The organism is Paraburkholderia graminis C4D1M (assembly GCF_000172415.1).
Taxonomy (GTDB): domain Bacteria; phylum Pseudomonadota; class Gammaproteobacteria; order Burkholderiales; family Burkholderiaceae; genus Paraburkholderia; species Paraburkholderia graminis.
The window spans coordinates 1-25,384 of record NZ_ABLD01000031.1; the positions used below are offsets into that span (position 1 = coordinate 1).

Below are 25,384 nucleotides of genomic sequence, written 5' to 3' on the forward strand. Positions count from 1 at the left end.
TCGGCGGGCGCGGGTACGTCGGCTGCGGCAAACGCGGCGGCGGAAAAAAGCCGGCGCGCGCCGCTCGACGATTTCGACTGGGACATGTGATGAGCCGCAAACATCGCCGCAGCGCGGCTGCGCTCGTCTACGACGCCAATGGCGGCGATCCCGCGCCGCGCGTGATCGCGAAGGGCTACGGCATGCTCGCCGACATGATCGTGCAGCGCGCGAAGGAAGCCGGGCTGTACGTGCATGAAGCGCCCGAAATGGTCTCGCTGCTGATGCAGGTGGACCTCGACGCGCGCATTCCGCCGCAGCTTTATCAGGCGGTCGCCGAATTGCTGGCGTGGCTGCATCGGCTGGAAAGCGGAGCGGAGCGCGAGCCGCCGCAGGCCGCGTCGGGCAGCGCGAAGAGCGGTGTGGAGGATGTCACCGATGTTGTTGCGGTCGACATCGATGGTGCGGGTGACGGGCGGTGAGCTTCGGCGTAACCGCGCCACCACGCAACCATGCAGCGAGCCGCAATCAAAACCGCATCATCAACCGCAACAACGCATTGACGCGCTTGCCGTACGGTGGCGCGATCCATCCGCGCGCGTTCAGACGCGCCTGCGTCAACACCGGCTTCATCTTCGAAAACGTCACGAAGCCTTCGTAGCCGTGATAAGCGCCCATTCCGCTGGCTCCCACGCCGCCGAACGGCAGGCTTTCGCAGGCCAGATGCATCAGCGTTTCGTTGATCGCCATGCCGCCCGCGATGGTTTCGTGCGTGACGCGCTCGATGGTCGCGGCGTCGTCCGCATACAGATAAAGCGCGAGCGGGCGCGGCCGTGCGTTTATCCACGCGATTGCGTCGTCGAGCGTGTCATACGCGACGATCGGCAGCAGCGGCCCGAAAATTTCCTCTCGCATCAACTCGCAATCGGCGGGCGCATTCGTCACGGCGACAGGCGGAAAGCGGCGGCTCGCAGCATCCGGCGCGCTGTCGGTGAGCGGATGCAACTGCGCGCCGGCGGCCTCGGCTTCGTCCGCGAGACGCTCGAGCCGCTCGAAGTGGCGCGGCGAAATAATCGACGTGTAATCCGGGTTGTGCGTGAAGCCGGGATACATCTTCGCCATCCGCACGCGCGCCCGGTCGATGAAAGCCTGCTCCTTGCCGCGCGGCACGAGCACGTAGTCTGGCGCGACGCAGGTCTGCCCGGCATTGAGCGTCTTACCGGCGATGAGGTTATCCACGGCGTTCTCGAAACGCGCGTGCGCGCCGATGATCGCCGGCGATTTGCCGCCGAGTTCGAGGGTGACCGGCGTCAGATGCTCGGCGGCGGCGCGCATCACATCGTGGCCGATTTTCGTCGATCCCGTGAACAGCAAATGATCGAAGGGCTGCGCGCTGAACGCCGCGGCAAGCGCGGCATCGCCGTTGACGACCGCGACGTGATCGCGCGCGAAGGTCTGGCCGATCAACTGCTCGAACAACGCGGACGTGCGCGGCGTTAGTTCGGACATCTTGACGATCGCGCGATTGCCGGCGGTGAGCGCGCTGATGAGCGGCCCGGCGGCAAGCAGCACCGGATAATTCCACGGCACGATGATGCCGACCACGCCAAGCGGCTGCGGCACCACTTTCGCGCGGGCCGGCAGCAGCCATTTGTTGGTGCGGCGGCGCTGCGCTTTCATCCACCGTTTGCCGTGGCGCAGGGCCGCGTCGATTTCCTCCTTCACCAGCAGGAATTCCGCAAGCAGCACTTCCTGTTTCGCACGATTGCCGAAGTCGGCGCTCATCGCGTCGGCGAGCGCGTCGCGATTATCGAGCAGCACTTTACGCAGCGCTTGCAGATGCGCCGCGCGCGTTTCCCACGACGGATACGGCGCACGCAAATACGCATGACGCTGATCGCCAAGCAGCGCTTGCAGCGCGGCGACCTCGGGCAGATCGTTCTTCATAGTTCACCACTCCCTGATGAAAGATGCGCTTATTGGTGTTGTTGCGTCGTTGCTTGGTTGCGTGCCGCTGGCTGCGATTTCAAACCGGAAAAGCGCGTTCGACGATCGCCGCGTGATCGAACGTGGCGGGGAGCGTGCCGTAGACGCGTCCGCTTTCGCCGCAGCCATCCGCGAGACGGGTGGCAATGAAGGCCTCCGCGACAACGGCGGGCGAATGCCTGACGAGCAGCGTGGCCTGCGCGATCAGCACGATCTGCTGCGCGATGCGCCGCGCCGAAGCCTCGCGATGTTCGGCGGGTCCGTTGAGCGTCGCGGCGAGTTTGCCGAGCGCCGCGCTCAACGCAGGATGCGCGGCGGCATCGGCCTGCCATTGCGCGAAGAGCGCCTGCGCCGCGTCGGGTTCGCGCTCCATCGCGCGCAGCACGTCGAGGCACATCACGTTGCCCGAGCCTTCCCAGATCGAATTGACAGGCGCCTCGCGATAGAAGCGCGCCATCGGACCGGTCTCGACGTAGCCGTTGCCGCCCCACACTTCCATCGCTTCGCCGGTGAATTCGAGCGCGCGTTTGCAAACCCAGTATTTCGCCGCCGGCGTCACGATGCGCCGCCATGCGCGCTCGGCGGATGCAGCCGCTGAATCGGCGGCGGACGTCGCTGTGCCTGCATCGGCGGATTGCTCGAACGCCTGCGCGAGCCGCATGAACAGCGCGGTCGCCGCTTCCGATTCGAGCGCGAGGTCGGCGAGCACATTGCGCATCAACGGCTGATCGACGAGATTGCGGCCGAACGCGCTGCGATGGCGTGCATGATGAATCGCCTGCACGAGCGCCGCGCGCATCAGCGCCGCGCTGCCGATCACGCAATCGAGCCGCGTGTAGTTCGCCATTTCGATGATGGTCGGCACGCCGCGTCCTTCGTCGCCGATCATGATGCCGAACGCGTCGAGGAATTCGACTTCGCTGCTCGCGTTCGAGCGGTTGCCGAGCTTGTCTTTCAGACGCTGGATCTGCACGGCGTTCTTGCTGCCGTCGGGCGTGAAGCGCGGCACGAAAAAGCACGACAGGCCGACGTGATCGTGCGTGCGCGCAAGCACCAGATGCGCGTCGCATTGCGGCGCCGAGAAAAACCATTTATGGCCGACCAGTTCATAGGCACCGCCGCGGCCGCCGGCAGCGATCGCGCGCGCCTGGGTCTGATTGCTACGCACGTCCGAGCCGCCCTGTTTTTCGGTCATGCCCATGCCGATCATCGCGGACGCTTTTTGCGCGAGCGGAACATCCCGTGGATCGTGCCCGCGCGCATACAGCTTGTCGCGCAACGTCTCGAACAGTTGAGGCTCGCGCTGCAATACCGGAATGCTCGCGAACGTCATCGTCAACGGGCACAGCGAGCCGGACTCGATCTGCGCATGCAGGAAGTACCCGGCGCAGCGCGCGGCCATCGCGCCCGGCCGCGGGTCCGAGAACGGCAACGCATGCAATCCCTCGCGACGCAGCAGCGCGAGTAGCTCATGCCACGCGGGATGAAACTCGAGCGCGTCGATGCGTTCGCCGCGCGGGCTGTGCGTCGAAAGCTCGGGCGTGTGACGGTTGGCGAGTTCGGCGAGCGCGAGCGTCTCCGGCGTGGTCAGTGCCGCGCCGTGCCGCAGCAGCGCGTCGCGATGCCATGCGGCGCCGTCGCGTTCGAGCGCGGCGGATAGCGCGGCGTCGGTGGAAAAGAGGTTGTAGTCCGCGAGCGGCGGCACCTGATTGGTGACCTCGTGAGTCTGGCCGAAGCTATGGCGTTGCATCTGCTGTCTCCGTTCGCCGCGTGTTCGCGGCAAGGGCGCCGGCGCGGGTTTTTTATCGCGCGGCGTTTGCGCTAAGTGGGCGCTTTGCGTGCGCTGTCTGTGCGCGCTCTATGCGTTTTCGCTGCGGCATCGGCACCCATCGGTGCGCCATCCGTGCGCAGTCGCCAGCATGCGTCCGCGCGGCGCCGTTTGATTGCGACCGACTCACCGTGCGCCAAAAGCACATCGCTCACGGACCCTGTTTGAATCCCGCAAGCCGCCGCGCGGCGGGCGTCTGCGGGTCTTTCATCATAGGGGCGCAGGGGCGTTCAGGTTTAGAGTAATCGCTCTGACGTGAAGCCGCCGCGGCCTCCGAACCGTCCCTACAATGCCGGGAAACACACGTAGACAAGTGTGCACGAGACAGGGTGGGCAGACAACGCACCCATCAGGAGGAGCGATGGAATACGACTACATCATCGTCGGCGCCGGCTCGGGCGGCTGCGCGCTCGCGAGCCGTCTCGCGGACAACTGTCCCGACGCGACGATTGCCCTGATCGAAGCGGGCCCGCATACAAACCGCAACCTGTTCGTCAACATGCCGGTGGGCGTCGCGGCGGTCGTGCCGAACAAACTCAAGACCAACTACGGCTATCTGACGACGCCGCAACCGGGACTCGGCGGCCGCCGAGGCTACCAGCCGCGCGGGCGCGGCTTCGGCGGATCGAGCGCGATCAACGCGATGATCTACACGCGCGGCCATCCGCTCGATTACGACGAATGGGCGCAACTGGGCTGCGACGGCTGGTCGTGGCAGGACGTGCTGCCGTACTTTCGCCGCGCCGAGGGCAACGAGCGCGGCGCCGATGCGTGGCACGGCGACAGCGGCCCGCTCTCCGTGTCGGATCTGCGCTACCGGAATCCGTTTTCGAAGCGCTTCGTGCAGGCCGCGATGGAAGCCGGCTACAAGCCGAACGACGACTTCAACGGCGCCGATCAGGAAGGCATCGGCTTCTATCAGGTCACGCAGCGCGATGGCCGGCGTTGCAGCGTTGCGCGCGCTTATATCTACGATCGCGAGCGCGCCAATCTCCATACGATCGCCGATGCCACGGTGTTGCGCGTGGTGTTCGACGGCAAGCGCGCGAGCGGCGTGGACGTGGTGCGCGGCGGCCGTCGCGAGACGCTCGCCGCGCGCGCCGAAGTCGTGCTCGCGGCGGGCGCGTTCAATTCGCCGCAATTGCTGATGTGCTCCGGCATCGGGCCGGCCGGGCATCTGCGAGCGCATGGCATCGAGGTCTTGCACGATGCGCCCGAAGTCGGCCAGAACCTGATCGACCACGTCGATTTCACGATCAACAAGCGCGTGTCGTCGATCGAGCCGACCGGTTTCTCGGTGCGCGGCATCGCGCGGATGGTGCCGCAGTTCGTCACCTTCATGCGCCACGGCCGCGGCATGCTGTCGAGCAACGTCGCCGAGGCGGGCGGCTTTTTGAAGAGCAGGCCGACGCTCGAGCGGCCCGACCTGCAACTGCATTTTTGCGCGGCGCTCGTCGACGACCATAACCGGCACATGCATTGGGGCCACGGCTATTCGCTGCATGTGTGCGTGCTGCGGCCGTTTAGCCGCGGCTCGGTGACGCTCGCGAGCGCCGATGCCCGCGATGCGCCCGTGATCGACCCGCGTTTTTTCAGCGATTCGCGCGATCTCGATCTGCTTCTGGAAGGCGTGCAGATGGCGCGGCGCATTCTCGACGCGCCGTCGCTTGCGCTGCACGGCGGCCGCGAACTGTACACGCGGCCCGGACAATCCGACGAACAGTTGCGCCAGACCATCGCCGAGCACGCGGACACGATCTATCACCCGGTCGCGACCTGCCGGATGGGCGGCGATGCGCGCTCGGTGGTCGATCCGCAATTGCGCGTGCGAGGCGTCGAGGGACTGCGGATCGTCGATGCATCGGTGATGCCGACGCTGATCGGCGGCAATACGAATTCGCCCACGGTGATGATCGGCGAACGCGCGGCCGAGCTGATGACGGCGAGCCGTCGCCGGCCGCAGACGGTGGAGCAGGCCGGCGCAGTCGCAAGCGCCGCGCCGACGGCCAGCGCCGCGTGAACGTGTCGGTACGCCCGCTCGAACCGCCGCATTTCCGTCGTCAATTATGAGGGAACCAGTGCGAACGTCGTCTAAATCGTCATAAATTGTGCCGTTCCTTTTATGAGACTTCCGGATACCTATAATCGCCGCGCAATTAGGGGCGCGTCAGGTGGCGGGTCCGGGAACTCCAGGAAGCGAAGGCATGAGCATCAATTTGATTCACGCGATCCAGTCCGCGTTGACGGACGAAGTGGTCGCGCAACTGGGCGAGCGCATCGGCTTGCCGCCGCAAGCGACGCGCGCCGTGGTGACCACCGCCGCGCCCGCGCTGCTGGCCGGGCTGATGCACAAGGCCGCGACGCTCGAGGGCGCGCGCTCGCTGTTCGCCACCGCCGTCTCGCCCGATGTCGACGCGCGAATCGCCGAACAGTTGCCGCATCTGACGGACAGCACGCGCGGCGTGAGCGAACTCGAAGGTGCGGGGCGCGCGTTGCTCGAACGTTCGCTCGACCGCCGCGCGGAGTCGCTCAGCGACGAAGTCGCCGTGCAAACCGGCGTGCCGGCGCACGCCACGCATGCGATCACGGGCATCGTCGGCGCGACCATGCTCGGCATGCTCAAACAGCATCTGCTGAAAAGCCAGGGCAGCGTCGGTCAACTGCCGGCGCTGTTGAGCCATCAGATGCCGCTCATTGCGCCGTATCTGAACGACCGGCTGCTCGGCGCGCTCGGGCTCGGCACGGTCGGCGCATTTACCGGCGGCGTGCTCGGGCAGTTGAAGGCGGTGTCGGCGCATATCGAGCATCCGATGCCGGCGGCGAAACCCACCCCGGAAGTGACCGCGGCGGTTCATGTGCCGGCGGACGCGGTGGTCGGCGAAAAGCGCCGCTCGCACGCGTGGCTGTGGTGGCTGCTGTTGGCGCTCGGGCTCGGCGCCGCGTTGCTGGCTTATCTGTTTCCGGGCAGCTTCGCGCAACTGCAACACCGTGCTGGCGATGCGGTCGGTGAGAGCGCGCAACCTGCAGCGGCGCAGCCGGCTTCGGCGGCGGTCGGGGCGTCCGGTGAGCTTGCAGCGGCAGTCGCGGCTAGCGACGGCGTCGCGTCGATGGTGACGGGCACCGTGCAGGACGCCGCGGCGTCGGCGGCTGTGGACGCGGCGTCTGCGGCTGCGTCGGCGTCGGCGTCGGTCGTTGCGGCGAGCGGGGCGGGTGTCGCTGGAGGGGCGAGTGGCGTTGGTGGTGCGAGCGGTGCAAACGGCGCAAGCGGCACGAGCGCCGCAAATGCCGCCAACGGCGCGGCTCGCGCAAACGGCGCAAGCGACGCGCATCAGCCGGGCGTCGCCGCGGCGCCGTCCAAAAACAGCCAGTTCGCGTTCAGCGTGAACGAAGCGGGCAAGCCGACGTTCACCGCGACGGTCGGCAGCGAGGCCGAAAAGACGCAGCTCATCGACGAGTTGACCAAGCGCCTCGGCCAAAACAACTACAGCGCGAACATCACCGTCGACCCGGCCACCAAGCCGGCCGACTGGCTCGCGCGCCTCGACGGCCTGGTGCCGCTGATGAGCGTGCCCGGCGCGGAACTGAAACTGGACGGCACGCGAATCGAACTGAGCGGCGCGGCTGCCAACGCCAAACTGGGCTGGCAGAGCGCACTGAAGTCGCTATTCGGCGCCTCGTACGACGTCGGCGCGTTCGACCCCGAACACGCCGTCGAACAGGCAACGGCGAATTTTCGCAGCGCGGTCAAGGCTCTGTTGACGGGCAACCCGACGTGCGTCGCGGCCGATATCGCCAAAGTGCTCAACCTGCAGGTGATCAACTTCGGAAGCTCGAGCGCGCGCGTGCCGGCGGCGGCTAACGAAGACCTGGGCCAGTCGGCGCGCGTGCTGAACGCCTGCGCGCGCAACGGGCGCGTCGCGAAGCTCGAAGTGGCGGGCTATTCGGACAACGTCGGCGGCGAGCAGGCCAATCTGCAACTGTCGAAGGAACGTGCGGAAGCGGTTCGCTCGTATCTGGTCAAAGCCGGCGTACCGGGCGACTCGCTTCGCGCCCAAGGTTATGGCCAGGCGCACCCGATCGCCGGCAACGACACGGCTAGCGGACGCTTCGCCAATCGCCGCATCGAGTTCAGCGCGCAGCAGTAAGGGCGAGGGCGCCTGAGCCGCGGCCGTAAGGCGGTGCCGTCCGGCGCACAGCAACGATGGCGGCGCTGAATCACGGGCAGCAGTAAAGGCCGCTGGCGCTCGGCGCGCAGCAGCATGCCCGGCGGCCGCCTCATGCGCAGCAAGAAGGCCGGTCGCGCTTCACGCGGAGCAGTAATGCCGGTGGCGCGTCACCGGCTGCAGCAAGGCGGGCGACGCTCAATCCCAACCACCATGCCGCCCGGCTCCCGCCGGGCGGCATTTCTCATTCCGCGCGCGGCGCCTGAAGCGGCGCGGCGATGCCGGTCAGGCCGAGCATCAGGTCGTCGCCGGCGCGGCCGGGCAGCGTTTCGCGGGCCACCTCCAGCCAGGCGCGCGCCGCGTGCGACAGATAGCCGTCACGGCGCCAGCCCATCGCCATTTCCCATGGAATCTCCGGCTCGACCACCGGCAGGCAGGTGAACTGCGCGGGATCGAGCCGCCGGCAATAAGGCGCGGGCAGCAACGCGATGCCGACGCCGGCAAGCACCAGCGCCGCCATGAAATCCCAGTGTCCGCTGCGTCCGACGATAGTCGGCGCGAACCCGGCGACGCGGCACGCGTTTAGCACGACGTCGTTAAGCGCCAGGCTCTCGCCGTAGAACACGAACGGCTCGTTCGCGAGCTGTGCGAGCGGCACTTCGCGCAATTCGTCCCAGGGCGAGCCGGTGCGCGCGACGAGCCAAAGCAATTGACGAGTGATCGGCAGCACGTCGATATTGGCCGGGTCCACCGGCTGCAGCACGCCGCCGAGTTCGAGCTCGCCGTTGATGAGCGCCGTCTCGATGGCGCGCGAGCCCTGCTCGAACAGCTTCAGCTCGATCTTCGGGTAGCGCTGGCGGAACGTGGCAATGGCCGGCGTGAAGAGCGAGCCGCCCATCGGCGGAATACCGATGGTGAGCTCGCCGCGGCCGAGCGTGCCGAGATCGTTCAGTTCCGCCTGCAACTGCGCGTGCGCGGCGAGCACTTCCTGACCGCGCTGATAGACGATGCGGCCGGCGTCGGTGAGCACCATCTGCCGGCCGTCGCGCAGCAGCAGCGGCGAGCCGATCTCGTCTTCGAGCGACTTCACCATCTTGCTGATGGTGGGCTGGGTGACGAACATCTGCTCGGCGGCGACGGTGAAGCTCTGCTGACGAACGACTTCGACGAAATAGCGCAGGGCACGCAGTTCCACGGTCGGGCTCCCGATTCCATATTGGAATGAATCGGGCGATTGTAAGTCATGGCATTTATGACGGCGAGGGCGGCTTCGACAATCGCTCGGCCTTGCAACGCGCGCCTAATATTGAGACGTGCGGTGCGAACCGCGAGCTACGATTGCCACCTTTGACGCGACCGGCTGCCGCCGCTTCCCCATGACGCCCGCTTCTGCTATCTGCATCGTTATTCCCTGCTACAACGGCGCGTCGACGCTCGCTCGCGCGCTCGATAGCTGCCGCATTCAGCCGGAGACCGCGCAGATCATCGTGGTGGACGATGGTTCGACCGATGCGTCCGCGGAGTTGGTCCAGCAATACGCAGACATCGACCCGCGCGTGCAACTGCTGCGCATGCCGGGCAACGGCGGCGCGGCGCGGGCGCGCAACTGGGGCGCGCTGCACGCGTCGCACGATCTGCTCGCCTTTCTCGATGCCGACGACGAATATCTGCCCGGCGCGCTGACTGCGGCAAGCGGGTTTCTCGCGCACTATCCGAAGCAGGTGTCGGTGCGGCTCGACGTCGAGTACGTCGATTTCCCCGCCGACATCACCGGCCACCCGGATTTTGCGCAGCACGCGGCGACGCTCAGCAACACGGTGCCGAGCAGTCTCGTGGTGCGCCGTGCGGTGTACGCGGCGCTTGGCGGCTTTCCGATGGATGACGCGTTTCGCCGTATCGGCGGCGAGGATGGCGCGTTCTCGTGGGCGCTGCGGGAGATGTTCGGCAATCCGCGGCTGCCGGACGTGAAGCGCGTGCGCATGCATTACCACGCGGGCATTCACGCCGAGCGGTATTTCCGCATTGCGTTTGGCTGGTTGACGCCGTCGCCCGCCGACGTGACCGACGCGTTCTCTTTTTCGCTGCGCTTTCTCGAGAGGGCGCAAGCGGGCATCGCGCAGTTGCGCGGCGCGGATCTCGCCGCCGAGGCCGCAATGCCGGCGGCGGGCGAGGCCGCTGCCACGGCGGACGGAAAGCCGTGCTGAAGTTGCGCTGTTAGGTGGGGCGGCGTCTGTCTGTAACTGCGCTGGCAACTATGTGTGGCCGGAGCCTGCGCAGCGGCCCAAAGGCGCCGCAACCAAGGCGAACACCGAGCCCCAATTCACGAGCCGCCGCCGCGTCGCCGCCTTCATCCACGGGCCCACAAGCGCCTCCGCCCCGCGCCCCACACCCATCCCAATTTGCTACAATCGCCGTTCGTCTTCGAGGAGCGTTGCGACGGGTACCGCGAATCAGCATATATTCGCCGGCCGCCCGCCAGGCTCGAAGGCTTCAATCGGAGGGCCCGGATGCGCAATTGCGTTGTCCTATCCACCGCATCGAACCGCGCTCACGTCAAATTTCTAGTCACTATTTAGAAAGGAGGGCGTGATGAACGCCGCAGTTATCGATTCCCAAGCTTCCCAGGATTACATCGTTGCCGACCTGTCGCTCGCCGACTGGGGCCGCAAGGAACTCACCATTGCAGAGACGGAAATGCCCGGCCTCATGCAAACGCGCGACGAATACAAGGCGCAGCAGCCGCTGAAGGGCGCGCGCATCGCCGGCTCGCTGCACATGACGATTCAGACCGGCGTGCTGATCGAAACGCTGACGGCGCTCGGCGCGGACGTGCGCTGGGCCTCGTGCAATATCTTCTCGACGCAGGATCACGCCGCCGCCGCCATCGCCAAGGCCGGCACGCCGGTGTTCGCGTTCAAGGGCGAGTCGCTCGACGAATACTGGGAGTTCTCGCACCGCATCTTCGAATGGCCGAACGGCGAGTTCGCCAACATGATTCTCGACGACGGCGGCGACGCGACGTTGCTGCTGATCCTCGGCTCGAAGGCAGAGAAAGACCGCTCGGTGATCGCCAAGCCGACCAACGAGGAAGAAGTCGCGCTGTACAAGTCGATCGAACGTCATCTGGACGCCGATCCGACGTGGTACTCCACGCGCCTCGCGCACATCAAGGGCGTGACGGAAGAAACCACGACGGGCGTGCATCGTCTGTATCAGATGGAAAAGGAAGGCCGCCTGCCGTTCCCGGCGATCAACGTCAACGACTCGGTCACCAAGTCGAAGTTCGACAATCTGTATGGCTGCCGTGAGTCGCTGGTCGACGGCATCAAGCGCGCGACCGACGTGATGATCGCGGGCAAGATCGCGGTCGTGGCCGGTTACGGCGACGTGGGCAAGGGCTGCGCGCAATCGCTGCGCGGTCTCGGCGCGACCGTGTGGGTCACGGAAATCGATCCGATCTGCGCGTTGCAAGCGGCGATGGAAGGCTACCGCGTCGTGACGATGGAATACGCAGCCGACAAGGCCGACATCTTCGTGACAGCAACCGGCAACTATCACGTGATCAACCACGATCACATGAAGGCGATGCGTCACAACGCGATTGTCTGCAACATCGGTCACTTCGATTCGGAAATCGACGTCGCATCGACGCGTCAGTACCAGTGGGACAACATCAAGCCGCAAGTCGACCACATCATTTTCCCGGACGGCAAGCGCGTGATTCTGCTGGCCGAAGGGCGTCTCGTGAACCTGGGCTGCGCGACGGGCCACCCGTCGTTCGTGATGTCCAACTCGTTCACGAACCAGACGCTCGCGCAGATCGAACTGTTCACGCAAGGCGACAAGTACGAGAACCGCGTGTACGTGCTGCCGAAGCATCTGGACGAGAAGGTCGCACGCCTGCATCTGGCGCGCATCGGCGCAACGCTGACCGTGCTGTCGGACGATCAGGCCGGCTACATCGGCGTCGACAAGAACGGTCCGTTCAAGCCGAATCACTACCGCTACTAAGCACGTGCGTTGCGGTGCGCCTTCGCGCTGCAAAACATGACGGTATGACGACGGAGCGGCGCACATGCGCCGCTTTCTTCACCATGCCCGCTTCCCATCGATTAACGGACATTCTGCCTGCAAGGAGCTTGACATGACCGTGCTGCTGACCTGGCTGATCAATGCGCTGGCGCTCCTGATCATCACCTACCTCGTTCCGTCAATTCATATCCGCAGCTTCGGCACCGCGCTGATCGTCGCGGTCGTGCTCGGACTGATCAACACGGTCCTGCGCCCGGTGCTGATCCTGTTGACGCTGCCCGTCACGATCGTGACGCTGGGGCTCTTCATTCTGGTGGTCAATGCGCTGTGCTTCTGGCTGTGCGCGTCGCTGCTGAAGGGTTTCGAGGTCTCGGGATTCTGGTCGGCGTTCTTCGGCTCGATTCTGTACAGCATCGTTTCATGGCTGCTGTCCGCGCTTATTTTCGGCAACCGCAGTCTCGGTTGACATACTGATCATGAACCCGATCGAACTTTCATTCGAATTCTTCCCGCCGAAGACGCAGGAAGGCGTCGACAAACTGCGCGCCACGCGTGCGCAGCTCGCGGCGCTCAAGCCCAAGTTCGTGTCCGTCACGTTCGGCGCCGGCGGCTCGACGCAGCAGGGCACGCTCGATACCGTCGTCGATATGGCGAAGGAAGGGCTCGAGGCCGCGCCGCATCTGTCGTGCATCGGCTCGTCCAAAGAGAGCCTGCGCGCGATTCTCAACCAGTACCGCGCGCATGGGATTCGCCATATCGTCGCGCTGCGCGGCGACCTGCCTTCGGGCATGGGCGAAGTCGGCGAGTTGCGTTATGCGTCGGAACTGGTGAGCTTTATCCGCGCCGAGTTCGGCGACTGGTTCTGGATCGAGGTGGCCGGCTATCCGGAATATCATCCGCAGTCGCGCTCGCCGCGTCACGATCTGGAAAACTTCGCCCGCAAGGTGAAGGCCGGCGCCAATTCCGCGATCACGCAGTACTTCTTCAACGCGGACGCGTACTTCCGTTTCGTCGACGACGCGAGGAAGCTCGGCGTCGATGTGCCGATCGTGCCGGGCATCATGCCGATCACGAACTTCTCGCAACTGATGCGCTTTTCGGAGATGTGCGGCGCGGAAGTGCCGCGCTGGATCGCGCGCCGGCTGGAGAGTTTCGGCGACGACCGCGAGTCGATCCGCGCATTCGGCCTCGACGTGGTGACCGACCTGTGCAAGCGCCTGGTCGATGCCAAGGTGCCCGGTTTGCATTTTTATACGCTGAACGGGGCGGCGGCGACCAAGGCGATTTGCGAGCGGTTGAAGGGCTGAGCGTCGAACAACCAACGGTTATCGCTTCCGTTGGTCCTCCGCAGACCGCCGCGCGAATGATGCGCGGCGCGTCTCGCGGACATTTTTCTTCCCGTGTTTTTCCGAGCCCTGCGGCAGAACACTCAAACGATTCCCCCAAAACCGCCCCAATCACCTACTCTGAAAGTCATTCGAAAGAGCGCTGCAAATATCCGCCGGGGCGCGCCAGCGGCGGCATCGCCGATAATTTCCTCTGCTTGTGACACCGGGGAAAGCTCAGTAATATCGCGCTACGCTGGCGTCAGCCAGCCCCGAACCTGGAGGAAACATGAAGCAAAACAATCTGTTGCGCGCCGCGCGTGTTACGACGCTCGTCGCAGCTGCAGCGGCATCGCTGGTGGGCGCAAACAGCGCGCGCGCCGAGATTCCGAACAAGACACTCGTCTACTGCTCAGAAGGCAGCCCCGCGGGTTTCGATCCGGCCCAGTACACCACGGGCACCGATTTCACGGCCAATACGTTCACCGTCTATAACCGCCTCGTCGAATTCGAGCGCGGCGGCACGAAGGTCGAGCCGGGCCTCGCCGAAAAGTGGGATGTCTCCGCGGACGGCAAGACGTACACGTTCCATCTGCGTCACGGCGTGAAGTTCCAGACCACGTCGTTCTTCAAGCCGACGCGCGAATTCAACGCGGACGACGTCCTGTTCACGTTCGAGCGCATGCTCGACACCAATCAGCCGTTCCGCAAGGCCTACTCCGTGCAGTTTCCGTACTTCACGGACATGGGCCTCGACAAGCTGATCACGAAGGTCGAGAAGGTCGATCCGTACACGGTCAAGTTCACGCTGAAGGAAGTCAACGCGCCGTTCATCCAGAACATGGCGATGGAATACGCGTCGATTCTCTCGGCCGAATATGGCGACCAGTTGCTGAAGGCCGGCAAGGCCGCGGACATCAACCAGTTCCCGGTCGGCACCGGTCCGTTCATCTTCCGCAGCTATACGAAAGACGCGACGATCCGCTTCGACGGCAATCCGGATTACTGGAAGCCGAACGCGGTCAAGATCTCGAAGCTGATCTTCTCGATCACGCCGGACGCCGGTGTGCGCGTGCAGAAGCTCAAGCGCGACGAATGCCAGGTGATGAGCTATCCGCGTCCCGCCGACATCGCGCCGCTGAAGGCTGAATCGAGCCTTGCGATGCCGTCGCAGCCGGGCTTCAACCTCGGCTATCTCGCGTACAACGTGACGCACAAGCCGGTCGACAAGGTCGAAGTGCGTCAGGCGCTCGACATGGCGATCAACAAGAAGGCGATCATCGACTCCGTGTACCAGGGCGCAGGCCAGGCCGCCACGAATCCGATGCCGCCGACGCAATGGTCCTATGACAAGAACCTGAAGGGCGCATCGTACGATGCGGACAAGGCCAAGGCGCTGCTCGCGAAGGCCGGCTATCCGAACGGCTTCGACATCACGTTGTGGGCCATGCCCGTGCAACGCGCGTACAACCCGAACGCCCGCCTGATGGCGGAAATGATCCAGGCCGACTGGGCCAAGATCGGCGTGAAGGCGAAGATCGTCACCTACGAGTGGGGCGAGTACATCAAGCGCGCGCACGCAGGTGAGGACGACACCATGCTGATCGGCTGGACGGGCGACAATGGCGATCCGGACAACTGGCTCGGCACGCTGCTCGGCTGCGACGCGGTGAACGGCAACAACTTCTCGAAGTGGTGCCACAAGCCTTTCGAAGAGTTGATCCAGAAGGGCCGCGCAACGTCCGATCAGGGCGCGCGCACGGCGGCCTACACGAAGGCGCAGGAAATCTTCGCGCAACAACTGCCGTTCTCGCCGATCGCTCACTCGACGGTCTATCAGCCTGTCAGCAAGAAGGTGAACGACATGCGCATCGAGCCGCTCGGCTATGCGCGCTTCGACGGCGTGAGCGTCAAGTAAGGCGCCCGCCAACCTGTCGGGCAAGTCGTAAAATTCGCGCAGTACGCTTTTCGCACGGTTAGAAAACTGGTCGAAATGGTCCGGCGACCGGGGTCACGAGCCCTCGTCGCCGGTTGCGTTTTTTCTTCATCAAGACCATAGGGACGAACCATGTTCCGCTTTGTTTTGCGCCGCATAGGCATGGTGATACCGACGTTCATCGGCATCACGATCCTTGCATTCGCGCTGATTCACCTGATACCGGGCGATCCCATCGAAGTGATGATGGGCGAGCGCGGCGTCGATCCGGCCATGCACGCCGCAGCGATGCACCGGCTAGGACTCGACGAACCTCTGCCGATGCAGTACGTCCACTACATCGGACGCGCGCTTCACGGCGACCTCGGCACATCCATCATCACGAACACCAGCGTCATGGGCGAATTCCTCGCCCGTTTCCCCGCGACCGTCGAACTGTCGATCTGCGCGATGCTGTTCGCGCTGATAGTCGGCCTGCCGGCGGGCGTGTTCGCTGCGCTCAGGCGCGGCACGGCGGTCGATCACGGCGTGATGGGCACGGCGCTCACCGGCTATTCGATGCCGATCTTCTGGTGGGGCTTGATCCTCATCATGGTGTTCTCGGTGAAGCTCGGCTGGACGCCTGTGTCGGGCCGCATCGCGGTCGAATACGACATTCCGCACGTGACCGGCTTCATGCTGATCGACGCGATGATGTCCACCGACGAAGGCGCGTTCAAGTCCGCATTGAGCCATCTGATTTTGCCGGCCATCGTGCTCGGCACGATTCCGCTCGCGGTCGTTGCACGCATGACGCGTTCGTCGATGCTCGAAGTGCTGCGCGAGGACTACATTCGCACGGCGCGCGCGAAGGGTTTGTCGCCTGGGCGCGTGATCGTGGTTCATGCATTGCGCAATGCGTTGATCCCGGTGGTGACCGTGATCGGTCTGCAGGTCGGTACGCTGCTTGCGGGCGCGGTGCTGACGGAGACGCTGTTTTCGTGGCCGGGCATCGGTAAGTGGCTGATCGACGCGATTGGCCGCCGCGATTATCCGGTCGTGCAGGGCGGTATCCTGATGATCGCCACACTGGTTATCTTTGTGAACCTCGTCGTCGATCTGTTGTACGGCGTGCTCAACCCGCGCATCCGCCATACGAGGTAAGACATGAACCCCCACGCTCACATTCGTTCGCTGCCCCCCGAGGGGGCGCATGCCTCCCTTGAGGCGGCTCCGCGGGAGGCATGACGATGGCAGACATCCAAAACACAGTTCCCACAGCAGTAACTCCGCCCAGCGGCCGCGCTATCGCCGCCCGCGAATTCTGGGCGAATTTCTCGCGTAATCGCGGCGCGGTTGGCGCGGGCATCATCGTGTTGCTGCTGATCGTCGTGGCGATTTTCGCGCCGCTTCTCGCGCCGCATAGCCCGATCGAACAGTACCGCGACTTCGTGAAGATTCCGCCCGCGTGGCTCGAAGGCGGCAACTGGCGCTTCGTTCTCGGCACCGACGAAGCCGGCCGCGACATCCTCTCGCGTCTCATGTACGGCGCGCGGCTGTCGTTCTGGATCGGCTTCGTGTCGGTCGTGCTTGCATTGATTCCGGGCATCGTGCTCGGCCTCATCGCGGCGTTCTTCGACAAGTGGGCCGACACGCCGATCATGCGCATCATGGACGTGCTGCTCGCGCTGCCGTCGCTGCTGCTCGCGGTGGCGGTCGTCGCGATCATCGGTCCGGGTCTCGTCAATACGATGCTCGCGATCGCGATCGTCGCGTTGCCGGGCTATGTGCGTTTGACGCGCGCGTCTGCGCAAGGCGAGTTGCAGAAGGAATACGTGACGGCTTCGCGTGTGGCGGGCGCCGGCACCTTGCGCCTGATGTTTTCGCAAGTGCTGCCGAACTGCACCGCACCGCTGATCGTGCAGGCCACGCTCGGTTTTTCGTCGGCGATTCTCGATGCGGCCGCGCTCGGTTTTCTCGGGCTCGGCGTGCAACCGCCATCGGCGGAGTGGGGCGCGATGCTGGCCTCGGCGCGCGATTACATCGACAGTGCATGGTGGATCGTCACGATGCCTGGTTTGTCCATCCTGATCTCGGTGCTCGCGATCAATCTGCTCGGCGACGGGCTGCGCGACGCACTCGATCCGAAACTAAAACGGATGGCATAAATGAGCAATAACCTACTGACCATCCGCAATCTGGCGGTGAACTTCAACGGCTTGCCCGCTGTCGACCGTATCAATCTCGACGTCGCGCCGGGCGAAGTGCTGGGGGTCGTCGGCGAATCGGGCTCGGGCAAAAGCGTCACGATGATGGCGCTGATGGGCCTGATCGACGCGCCGGGCAAAGTCACCGCGGATGAAATCACGTTCAACGGACGCGATCTGCTGAAGGCATCGGCGAAGGAACGCCGCAAGATCATCGGCAAGGACATCGCGATGGTGTTCCAGGACGCGCTCACGAGTCTGAACCCGAGCTACACGGTCGGCTACCAGATCAAGGAAGTGCTGAAGCTGCACGAAGGCCTGCGTGGCAGCGCGCTCGACAAACGCGCGCTCGAACTGCTCGATCAGGTCGGCATTCCGGACGCGAAGAATCGCATCACGTCGTTTCCGCATCAGATGTCGGGCGGCATGAACCAGCGCGTGATGATCGCGATGGCGATTGCCTGCAACCCGAAGCTGCTGATCGCCGACGAGCCGACCACCGCGCTCGACGTCACGATCCAGGCGCAGATCATGGAACTGCTGATGCGCTTGCAGAAGGAGCGCGGCATGGCGCTCGTGCTGATCTCGCACGATCTCGCGGTGGTGTCGGAGGTCGCGCAGCGCGTCGCGGTCATGTACGCTGGCGAAGTGATCGAAACCAACAAGGTGCCGGACATTTTCGCCGCGCCTCATCATCCGTATACGGAAGCATTGCTGGCCGCGATTCCCGAGCACAACGTGGGCGCAGTGCGGCTCGCTGCTTTGCCGGGCATGGTGCCGGGCCGCGACGATCGTCCGAAAGGATGTCTCTTCGCGCCGCGCTGCAAGTACATGGTGGACGACTGCAACAAGGCGCGACCACCGCTGGAGGCCATGCAAGGTCACGCGGCAGTGGCGCGCGTGCGCTGCATCAAGCCGCTGAATCTGGTCGGCGACGCGAACGTTCACACACATGGAGGCGCACGATGAATGCAGTACCCGAAACGCGGCGCCAGTCGGACCATGCGGGCGATCACGTGCTGGTTGCCGACAAGCTCGCGCGTTACTACACGGTCAAGCGCGGCATGTTCGCGACGGGCACGGTGAAGGCGCTCAACGGCGTGTCGTTTGCGCTCGAGCGCGGCAAGACGCTTGCCGTGGTCGGCGAATCCGGCTGCGGCAAGTCGACGCTTGCGCGCCAGCTCACCATGATCGAATCGCCTAGCGCGGGCCGCTTGCTGATCGACGGCGAAGATGTGGCCGGCGCCGATCACGCGAAAATCGCCGCGCTGCGGCGGCGCGTGCAGATGGTGTTCCAGAATCCGTTTGCGTCGCTGAATCCGCGCAAGACCGTCGAGCAGACGCTCGGTGAACCGCTCGCCATCAACACGCAACTGAGCGCGACGGAACGCGCCGAACGCATCGCGCAAATGATGCGCACCGTCGGCCTGCGCCCCGAACACGCGAAGCGTTATCCGCATATGTTCTCGGGCGGTCAGCGTCAGCGTGTGGCGATTGCGCGCGCGATGATTCTCGATCCGCAAATCGTGGTCGCCGATGAACCGGTGTCGGCTCTTGACGTGTCGATCCAGGCTCAGATTCTGAATCTGTTCATGGATCTGCAGCAGCAGTTCAACACCAGCTACGTGTTCATCTCGCACAATCTGTCAGTGGTCGAGCATATCGCCGACGATGTGATGGTGATGTACTTCGGCGGCATCGCGGAACTCGGCGATAAGAAGCGCATTTTCTCGAAGCCGCGGCATCCGTACACGCGGGCGTTGATGTCGGCCACGCCGTCGATCTTCGAGGCGGATCGCACGATCAAGATCAAGCTGCAAGGCGAAATGCCTTCGCCGCTGAATCCGCCGTCGGGTTGCACGTTCCATCTGCGCTGCCCGTATGTGATCGACCGCTGCCGCAGCGAGGAGCCGAAGCTGCGTGAAGTGGATGGCCGTCTGGTGTCGTGTCACCGCGCCGAGGAGGTGGGGGACGTGGATGCCTGATGCGCTGGCGGCGCGTCGTCTTGCGCGCCGCTCGCGTGATGGCGGCCGCCGCGCTGCCTTCACGCGACGCTTGCGGGCGCGTGCACTGACCGGTGCCGCGCTCGTCGGCGTTTTCTGTTTCGGCGTCGGCCTGCCCCGCATGGCGTATGCCGCGGGCGCCGCGGCCAATACCCCAACGGTTTCCGCCGACGCCAACGCCAAGGCTGCGCGCCCCACGGTGCCGCTGCCGCATTCGCCGGCTCCGCATTCGCCGGCGCCGCCACGCGCCGCGCTGCCGGGCTTCAATCCGCCGCCGGCGACGCCGGGCACGAGCACGAGCGGTCCGGTACGTTTGCAACCGGCGCGCATGCCGTTCTACGTCGCGACGCGCGGCACGACCACGGTCTACGTGCTCGGCACGCTGCATGTCGGCGATCCCGCCGATTACCCCGCGGCTCAGCCGTTTCGTCCGCCGATCATGGGCGCACTGGCGGCCTCGCCGACGCTCGCGCTGGAACTCTCGCCCGACGAGTTGCTGGTTTCGCAAGACGACGTGTCGAAATACGGCGTATGCCGCCGCGACTGTCTGCCGGGTCTCTTGCCCGAGCCGCTGTGGCGCAAGCTCGCGTTTCGTCTGCGCGGCAATCCCGCGGCGCTCGATGAGATCAAGAAGATGCGGCCGTGGCTCGCGTCGCTCCTGGTGGAAACCTACGACTCGCTCAGCGCCGGTTTGCAGACCGAATACGGCACCGAGGCGCAACTGCAAAATGTTTATCTGCGCACACGCGGCAAGATTGTCGGGCTCGAAACCTTGCCGCAGCAGATGCGCGCGTTCACCGGACTCACGCTCGCGCAACAACGCGAGATGCTCGCGCAGGATCTGGTGCAAACACCCGCGCAAAACGTCGAGGACGTGCGCACGTTGCACCGCCTGTGGCGCGTCGGCGATGCGGATGCAATCGCCGCGTGGGAGGCCGCGAAAACGGAAAAGCTCGCGCGCGACAAGCGCGTGTCGAATTCGATCGACGAAAGAATCGTCTACGCGCGCAACCGGCGCTTCGTCTCGCGGATGCTGCTGATCGCCGCGCCCAACAAGCCTGTATTCGTGGCGATCGGCGCGTTGCATCTTGGCGGACGCAAAGGCGTGCTGCAATTGCTGCGGCAGCATGGCTTCGCGGTCGAGGCAGGATAAGAACAGCCGAGCCGTTATCTACCCGTCTTTAATGCGCTGACCACTTCTCTCACCACGCCCGCCCAATCGCCCAACACCTGCTGCCTGAAGAGCCGCATGCGCGGATACCACGGCGAGTCGCTGCGCGCTTCGAGCCAACGCCAATCCGAATTGGCCGGCAGCAGCAGCCACACCGGCTTGCCGAGCGCGCCGGCCAGATGCGCGACGCCGGTATCGACGGCGATCACCAGATCCAGGTTCATGATGAGCGCTGCCGTGTCTTCGAAGTCATTCAGTTCGCCGCTGAAATCGTGCGCGCGGAATGCCTCGGGTGCCTCGGCCAGTTGTGCGTGCGCCGGACCTTTTTGCAGCGGATACCAGCTCACCTTCGCGACGTCGGCCAGCGTATGCAGATCGGCAAGCGCCATCGAGCGATAGCGGTCGTTGCCGAACACGGGGCTGCCCGCCCACACGAGGCCGACCTTGCGCTTCGTCTTGCCGCTTGTCTGCAGTTTCTTGCGCCAGGCGTCCACCTTCGCGTTGTCGGCGAATAGATACGGTATTTGCGCCGGGATGCTGGAAAGCTCGGTGCCGACGCACGACGGCACGCTCATCATCGGCACCCAGAAGTCGTATTCGGCATCCGCTTTGCCGGCGAACGCGCGATGCATGCCCGGCACGCGTTGAACGAGCCGCAGCAACGGCTCGCGCACGCACACGTCCACGGTCGCGCCGCGTTCGTGCAGCACGCGCGCGTAGCGCAGGAACTGGAAGTGATCGCCAAAACCCTGTTCGCCGACGATCAGCAAACGCCGTCCCTCCAGTGGTTCGCCGCGCCATTCCGCCACGCCCGGCAATGCCAGCGCGTCGTAATCGCTCTTGCGCCAGCGCAGCGCGAACTCAGCCCAGCCTTGCTTGTAATCGCCGCGCTTGAGCAGCAGCCACGCCAGGTTCTGATGCGCGTCGGCGTAGTCCGGATCGCGCGCGAGCGCGTCGCGATAGAACGTCTCTTCTTCGTCGAGCCGTCCTTGTGCGCCGAGCGAGCCGCCCAGGCACACGAGGTTGGTCGGATTCGGGTTCAGCGCAACCGCGCGCCGATAGTGCGACTCCGCGCCCGCATAGTCGCCGCGCTTGCCGATCGCGCTGCCCAGATTGATGTGCGCTTCGGCGTAATCCGGCCGCAGCGCGAGCGCGCGTTCGAAACTGGCAACCGCCGCCTCGTGCTCGCCGAGCGCGTTATGCGCATTGCCCGCGTTGAAGTGCGCTTCCGCCGAGTTCGCATCGAGCTGCAAGGCGTCGCGATAACACGCGAGTGCTTCCGTGAAATTGCCGAGCTTGCCGAGCGCCGTGCCAAGGTTCAGATGCGCGTCGACAAACGCCGGGTTCGATGCGATTGCCAGCCGGTATTGTTCGACCGCTTCGTTCAACGCGCCTTGCGCCTGCAACGCGACGCCGAAGTTATTGCGCGCGTCGGCGAAATCGGGCTGGAGTTGCAGCGCCTGGTCGTAGCAGATGGTGGCTTCGTCAAGATAGCCGAGCGCGGCGGCGGCAAGACCGCGGTTGCTCCAGCAGGCGGCGTTGTGACGATCGTGCTTGAGCGCGTGGCTCATCAGCGTGGCGGCGTCTGCGTGCTGTCCGCGCTGATAGTGCAGTACGCCGAAGTAATGCAAGGCGCGGGCATTCGCTGGATCGATTGCGAGGACTTCGCGGTAGATCGAATCGGCCGTGTCGAGCCGGCCGGCCTGATGCGCGTCGAGCGCGGCATTCACGAGCGAGTCGACGCCCGACGCCGGTGAAGACGATGGCGACGCGGTGCGCCCGCCGGGGCGCTTGGATTGAGGTTCCATGAACACCTGCGGGAAAAGCCACGGCGGCGCGCGCTCTACGCGCCCGCGCGTGTGGATAGGAGATCGTCCAGCATCTTAGGGGCGCGCTGATGGCGCCGACGTTCGGACGCATCCCATTTCCGTTGCAGGCTTTTCCTCTTTTTAGGTGCTTCGCCGATGTGCCACCGAAACTCGCGTGGCACATCGGAACCGGCTTCATTCCCGGTGCAATCTTCTACATGAACATCAGGAAATTGAGCAGGAAGATGTTCACGACCAGCAGGGTCAGCGCAGTCGGAATCTGCACTTTGATCACCGCGTTCTTGTCCGGCAGTTCGAGCAGCGCGGCCGGCACCATGTTGAAGTTCGCGGCCATCGGCGTCATCAGCGTGCCGCAGTAGCCCGAGAACATGCCGATCGCCACCATCACGGCCGGATTGCCGTGGAACACGCCGACCAGAATCGGCACGCCGACGCCGCCCGTCATCACCGGGAACGCGGCGAAGCCGTTGCCCATGACCATCGTGAAGAGTGCCATGCCGATGCAGTACACGGCCACCGCGATGAAGCGGTAATCGAGGCTGATGTACGCAGTCGTCACGTGCGCGACGGCCTTGCCGACACCCGCATCGGAGAACACGAGGCCGAGCATGCCGAGCATTTGCGGCAGCACCGCGGCCCACGAGAGCGCGTCGACGAGGCGGCGCGCTTCCTTCATCGACTGGCCGACCGTGTCGCGCGTCAGCACGCAGGCAATGGCGAGCGCGATCACGCAGCCGATGCCGAAGCCGATCAACGTGACGTTGGCCTTTTCGATCAGCGGCAGCCCGCCGAACACGAGGTGGCTCGCCGACAACGTGACGATCACGGTGATCACCGGAATCGTCAGCGCGGGCACGAACAGCTTGTTGCGAAGACGCGCGGCGCTTGCCTTGCGCGCTTCGAGCGACAGCACGCGCGCTTTGCCGGCGGTGACGCCGCCAAAGCCGGCAATCAGCGCCATCGCGATCACCGCGACGCCGACCACGGCGGGCGGCAGCTTGTCGCCGATCAGAAAGATCAGCGCGTAGAGAATCCAGAAACCGCCGGCCGTGAGGCGGCGCGGGTGTTCCTTGTCGGTAACGATCATGCCGCCGATGATCAGCAGCACCACGCCCAGCAGCCAGAACAGATAGGTAATCGTGAGCGTCATGCTTTGTCTCCTGCAGCCGGTTGAGCACGTTGAGCCGGCGCTGCGGTGTTGCCCGCATTCGCGTTGCCACGCAATTCGCGGTCGAGCTTGCGGTCGAGCAGATACAGGCGGAAGCCGTGAATGAGGAACGCGCAGATCGCGGTCGGAATGCCCCACACCGCAACATGAATCGGCTCGACGATGATGCCGGCTTCTTTGAGGAACGTGGTCATCAGCACGATCGCGCCGAACGCGACGAAAATGTCCTCGCCGAAGAACAGGCCGACGTTGTCCGTTGCCGCCGAGAACGCGCGCAGCTTGAAGCGCACCGCGTCGCTGATCTTGCCGAAGCGCGTTTCGGTCGCGCCTTCGGCCATCGGCGCGATGAGCGGACGCACCATCTGCGGATGTCCGCCGAGACCCGTCAGGCCGACCGCCGCGGTGAGCTCGCGCACGAGCAGATAGACGATCAGAAGACGCCCGGCCGTGGCGGCCTTGATGCCGCTGATCCACGTCTGCGCGCGCTCGCGCAGGCCGTGCCGTTCGAGCAGCCCGATCACCGCGAGCGGCAGCAGAATGATCAACGGAATGTTGCGCGTCTTGATGAATCCCGTGCCGATTTCGGCGAGGATTTTCTCTGGCGGGAAGTGCGCGGCCAGGCCGGTGATGATCGCGGCGACCGCCACGATCAGCATCGGATTGAACCGCAATAAAAAGCCAACGATGATGACGGCCACGCCGATCAGCGGCCATAAACTGACTGTTGTCTGCATCTGGATCTCCAAACAGGTTTTCAACCTTGCCGCTTGTGGCGGCTAACATGAGCCGGCGCGGGCGACCCCGCGCCGTGTTTTGCGCGGCTCTTGGCGGCCGCGTTGCTGCGTACTGCGACTTCAACTGCAACTGCGCTTGCAACTTCATTTGCAACTTCATCTGCTGCGAGAATCCGCCGCCGATACGGGCAACGATTCATCGAATCGTCCCGTATCTGGCGAACGCCCCGCTTAAAGCGGGGCGTTGGAGAAAGTCTTCAATGCGTCATAAAAAAGCGTTCGCGCCGGCTTCAGACGCTTGCCGCGCCGGCCGCGTGCACTTCGATGCCGGCCTGCTCGAGCGCAGTGCGAATGCGCCGCGCAAACGCGAGCGCATGCGGACCGTCGCCGTGCAGGCAAATGGTTTGCGCGTTGAGCGGCACCCATTGGCCGTCGACGGCGCGCACCCGCTGTTCGCGCACCATCGCGAGCGTGCGTTCGAGCACTTCGTCTTCGTCGTCGAGCAGCGCGCCCGGCTCCTTGCGCGGCACCAGCGAGCCGTCGGCGCGATAGCCGCGATCGGCGAAGACTTCTTCGATGGCGGTCAGCCCCGCGTTGCGCGCGGCCGTCACGAGCCCGCTGTTGGCGAGCGCGAACACCGCGACCGACGGATCGAAGTCATGCACGGCCGAGACGATCGCGTCCGCGATCTTCGGATCGCGCGCGGCCTGGTTATACAGCGCGCCGTGCGGCTTGACGTGCGCAATGCGCCCGCCCTCGGCCTGCGCGATTGCCGACAGCGCGCCGAGCTGATACAGCACGCCCGCGTAGATCTCGCTTGCCGGCAAATCCATTTCCTTGCGGCCGAAATTTTCCGGATCGTTGAAGCTCGGATGCGCGCCGATCGACACGCCTTTTTGCACCGCCCAGCGCACGCAGTCGCGCATCGCGTTCGCGCCGCCCGCGTGCCAGCCGCATGCGATATTCGCGGAGCTGACGAGGTCGAGCAGCGCCTCGTCGGAGCCGCAGCCTTCGCCGAGATCGGCGTTCAGATCGATTTCCATG

20 protein-coding genes and 1 riboswitch are annotated in these 25,384 nt (G+C 64.8%); of the genes, 13 read left to right on the forward strand and 7 right to left on the reverse strand.

From position 1 onward, the window contains the following. Positions 1-89: 89 nt before the first annotated feature. Entirely contained in the window at positions 90-461 is a 372-nt protein-coding gene (locus BGRAMDRAFT_RS29410; RefSeq protein ID WP_006052541.1) for an EscU/YscU/HrcU family type III secretion system export apparatus switch protein, read from the forward strand. Positions 462-507: 46 nt separating this feature from the next. Here the strand turns inward: BGRAMDRAFT_RS29410 and BGRAMDRAFT_RS29415 are convergent, their stop codons facing one another. Beyond that, positions 508-1,926 carry a coniferyl aldehyde dehydrogenase gene (locus BGRAMDRAFT_RS29415; protein WP_006052542.1) on the reverse strand — a complete coding sequence of 473 codons (1,419 nt, stop codon included), beginning with the start codon at positions 1,924-1,926 and terminating at the stop codon, positions 508-510. Between the two features lie 79 nt (positions 1,927-2,005). Then, positions 2,006-3,715, reverse strand: coding sequence for an isovaleryl-CoA dehydrogenase (locus BGRAMDRAFT_RS29420; protein ID WP_006052543.1), 1,710 nt, complete (start codon positions 3,713-3,715; stop codon positions 2,006-2,008). A gap of 439 nt (positions 3,716-4,154) precedes the next feature. On the opposite strand from BGRAMDRAFT_RS29420, the gene BGRAMDRAFT_RS29425 reads away from it, so the two are divergent. Continuing rightward, on the forward strand, positions 4,155-5,813 hold the full coding sequence (locus BGRAMDRAFT_RS29425; RefSeq protein ID WP_006052544.1) for a GMC family oxidoreductase: 1,659 nt from the start codon (positions 4,155-4,157) through the stop codon (positions 5,811-5,813). Between the two features lie 184 nt (positions 5,814-5,997). Next, positions 5,998-7,938 carry an OmpA family protein gene (locus BGRAMDRAFT_RS29430; protein ID WP_006052545.1) on the forward strand — a complete coding sequence of 647 codons (1,941 nt, stop codon included), beginning with the start codon at positions 5,998-6,000 and terminating at the stop codon, positions 7,936-7,938. A gap of 262 nt (positions 7,939-8,200) precedes the next feature. On the opposite strand, the gene BGRAMDRAFT_RS29435 is transcribed toward BGRAMDRAFT_RS29430, so the two are convergent. Further along, complete coding sequence (locus BGRAMDRAFT_RS29435; protein ID WP_006052546.1) at positions 8,201-9,151, reverse strand: LysR family transcriptional regulator; 951 nt, start codon at positions 9,149-9,151, stop codon at positions 8,201-8,203. Between the two features lie 181 nt (positions 9,152-9,332). Between BGRAMDRAFT_RS29435 and BGRAMDRAFT_RS29440 the strand changes: the two genes are divergently transcribed. From BGRAMDRAFT_RS29440 to BGRAMDRAFT_RS29485, 10 genes are all read left to right on the forward strand, one after another. Continuing rightward, complete coding sequence (locus tag BGRAMDRAFT_RS29440) at positions 9,333-10,160, forward strand: glycosyltransferase family 2 protein (RefSeq protein ID WP_006052547.1); 828 nt, start codon at positions 9,333-9,335, stop codon at positions 10,158-10,160. A 213-nt stretch (positions 10,161-10,373) separates the two neighbouring features. Then, positions 10,374-10,513, forward strand: a riboswitch (S-adenosyl-L-homocysteine riboswitch). Positions 10,514-10,545: 32 nt separating this feature from the next. Continuing rightward, a complete protein-coding gene (ahcY, locus tag BGRAMDRAFT_RS29445) occupies positions 10,546-11,967 on the forward strand; it encodes an adenosylhomocysteinase (RefSeq protein WP_006052548.1) in 1,422 nt (473 codons plus the stop codon). Positions 11,968-12,100: 133 nt separating this feature from the next. Beyond that, positions 12,101-12,454 carry a phage holin family protein gene (locus BGRAMDRAFT_RS29450; RefSeq protein ID WP_006052549.1) on the forward strand — a complete coding sequence of 118 codons (354 nt, stop codon included), beginning with the start codon at positions 12,101-12,103 and terminating at the stop codon, positions 12,452-12,454. 10 nt (positions 12,455-12,464) lie between these two features. After that, on the forward strand, positions 12,465-13,295 hold the full coding sequence (gene metF / locus BGRAMDRAFT_RS29455; RefSeq protein ID WP_006052550.1) for a methylenetetrahydrofolate reductase [NAD(P)H]: 831 nt from the start codon (positions 12,465-12,467) through the stop codon (positions 13,293-13,295). A 307-nt stretch (positions 13,296-13,602) separates the two neighbouring features. Further along, a complete protein-coding gene (locus BGRAMDRAFT_RS29460; RefSeq protein WP_006052551.1) occupies positions 13,603-15,231 on the forward strand; it encodes an ABC transporter substrate-binding protein in 1,629 nt (542 codons plus the stop codon). Positions 15,232-15,381: 150 nt separating this feature from the next. Beyond that, positions 15,382-16,392 carry an ABC transporter permease subunit gene (locus BGRAMDRAFT_RS29465; protein WP_006052552.1) on the forward strand — a complete coding sequence of 337 codons (1,011 nt, stop codon included), beginning with the start codon at positions 15,382-15,384 and terminating at the stop codon, positions 16,390-16,392. Positions 16,393-16,478: 86 nt separating this feature from the next. After that, positions 16,479-17,396, forward strand: a complete 918-nt coding sequence (locus BGRAMDRAFT_RS29470; RefSeq protein ID WP_006052553.1) for an ABC transporter permease subunit — start codon at positions 16,479-16,481, stop codon at positions 17,394-17,396. Beyond that, positions 17,397-18,404 carry an ABC transporter ATP-binding protein gene (locus tag BGRAMDRAFT_RS29475; protein ID WP_006052554.1) on the forward strand — a complete coding sequence of 336 codons (1,008 nt, stop codon included), beginning with the start codon at positions 17,397-17,399 and terminating at the stop codon, positions 18,402-18,404. Beyond that, positions 18,401-19,420 carry a peptide ABC transporter ATP-binding protein gene (locus BGRAMDRAFT_RS29480; protein WP_006052555.1) on the forward strand — a complete coding sequence of 340 codons (1,020 nt, stop codon included), beginning with the start codon at positions 18,401-18,403 and terminating at the stop codon, positions 19,418-19,420. Before BGRAMDRAFT_RS29475 ends, BGRAMDRAFT_RS29480 begins: the two co-directional genes overlap by 4 nt. Continuing rightward, on the forward strand, positions 19,413-20,591 hold the full coding sequence (locus BGRAMDRAFT_RS29485; RefSeq protein WP_006052556.1) for a TraB/GumN family protein: 1,179 nt from the start codon (positions 19,413-19,415) through the stop codon (positions 20,589-20,591). Before BGRAMDRAFT_RS29480 ends, BGRAMDRAFT_RS29485 begins: the two co-directional genes overlap by 8 nt. A 14-nt stretch (positions 20,592-20,605) precedes the next feature. On the opposite strand, the gene BGRAMDRAFT_RS29490 is transcribed toward BGRAMDRAFT_RS29485, so the two are convergent. From BGRAMDRAFT_RS29490 to pxpA, 4 genes are all read right to left on the reverse strand, one after another. Then, positions 20,606-22,417, reverse strand: coding sequence for a tetratricopeptide repeat protein (locus BGRAMDRAFT_RS29490; RefSeq protein ID WP_006052557.1), 1,812 nt, complete (start codon positions 22,415-22,417; stop codon positions 20,606-20,608). Between the two features lie 214 nt (positions 22,418-22,631). Then, positions 22,632-23,588 carry a DUF979 domain-containing protein gene (locus BGRAMDRAFT_RS29495; protein WP_006052558.1) on the reverse strand — a complete coding sequence of 319 codons (957 nt, stop codon included), beginning with the start codon at positions 23,586-23,588 and terminating at the stop codon, positions 22,632-22,634. Next, positions 23,585-24,340: a DUF969 domain-containing protein gene (locus tag BGRAMDRAFT_RS29500; RefSeq protein ID WP_006052559.1), complete on the reverse strand. Its 756-nt coding sequence runs from the start codon at positions 24,338-24,340 to the stop codon at positions 23,585-23,587. Before BGRAMDRAFT_RS29500 ends, BGRAMDRAFT_RS29495 begins: the two co-directional genes overlap by 4 nt. Before the next feature lie 290 nt (positions 24,341-24,630). Continuing rightward, on the reverse strand, positions 24,631-25,383 hold the full coding sequence (gene pxpA / locus BGRAMDRAFT_RS29505) for a 5-oxoprolinase subunit PxpA (RefSeq protein ID WP_006052560.1): 753 nt from the start codon (positions 25,381-25,383) through the stop codon (positions 24,631-24,633). Between the last annotated feature and the right edge of the window lies 1 nt (position 25,384).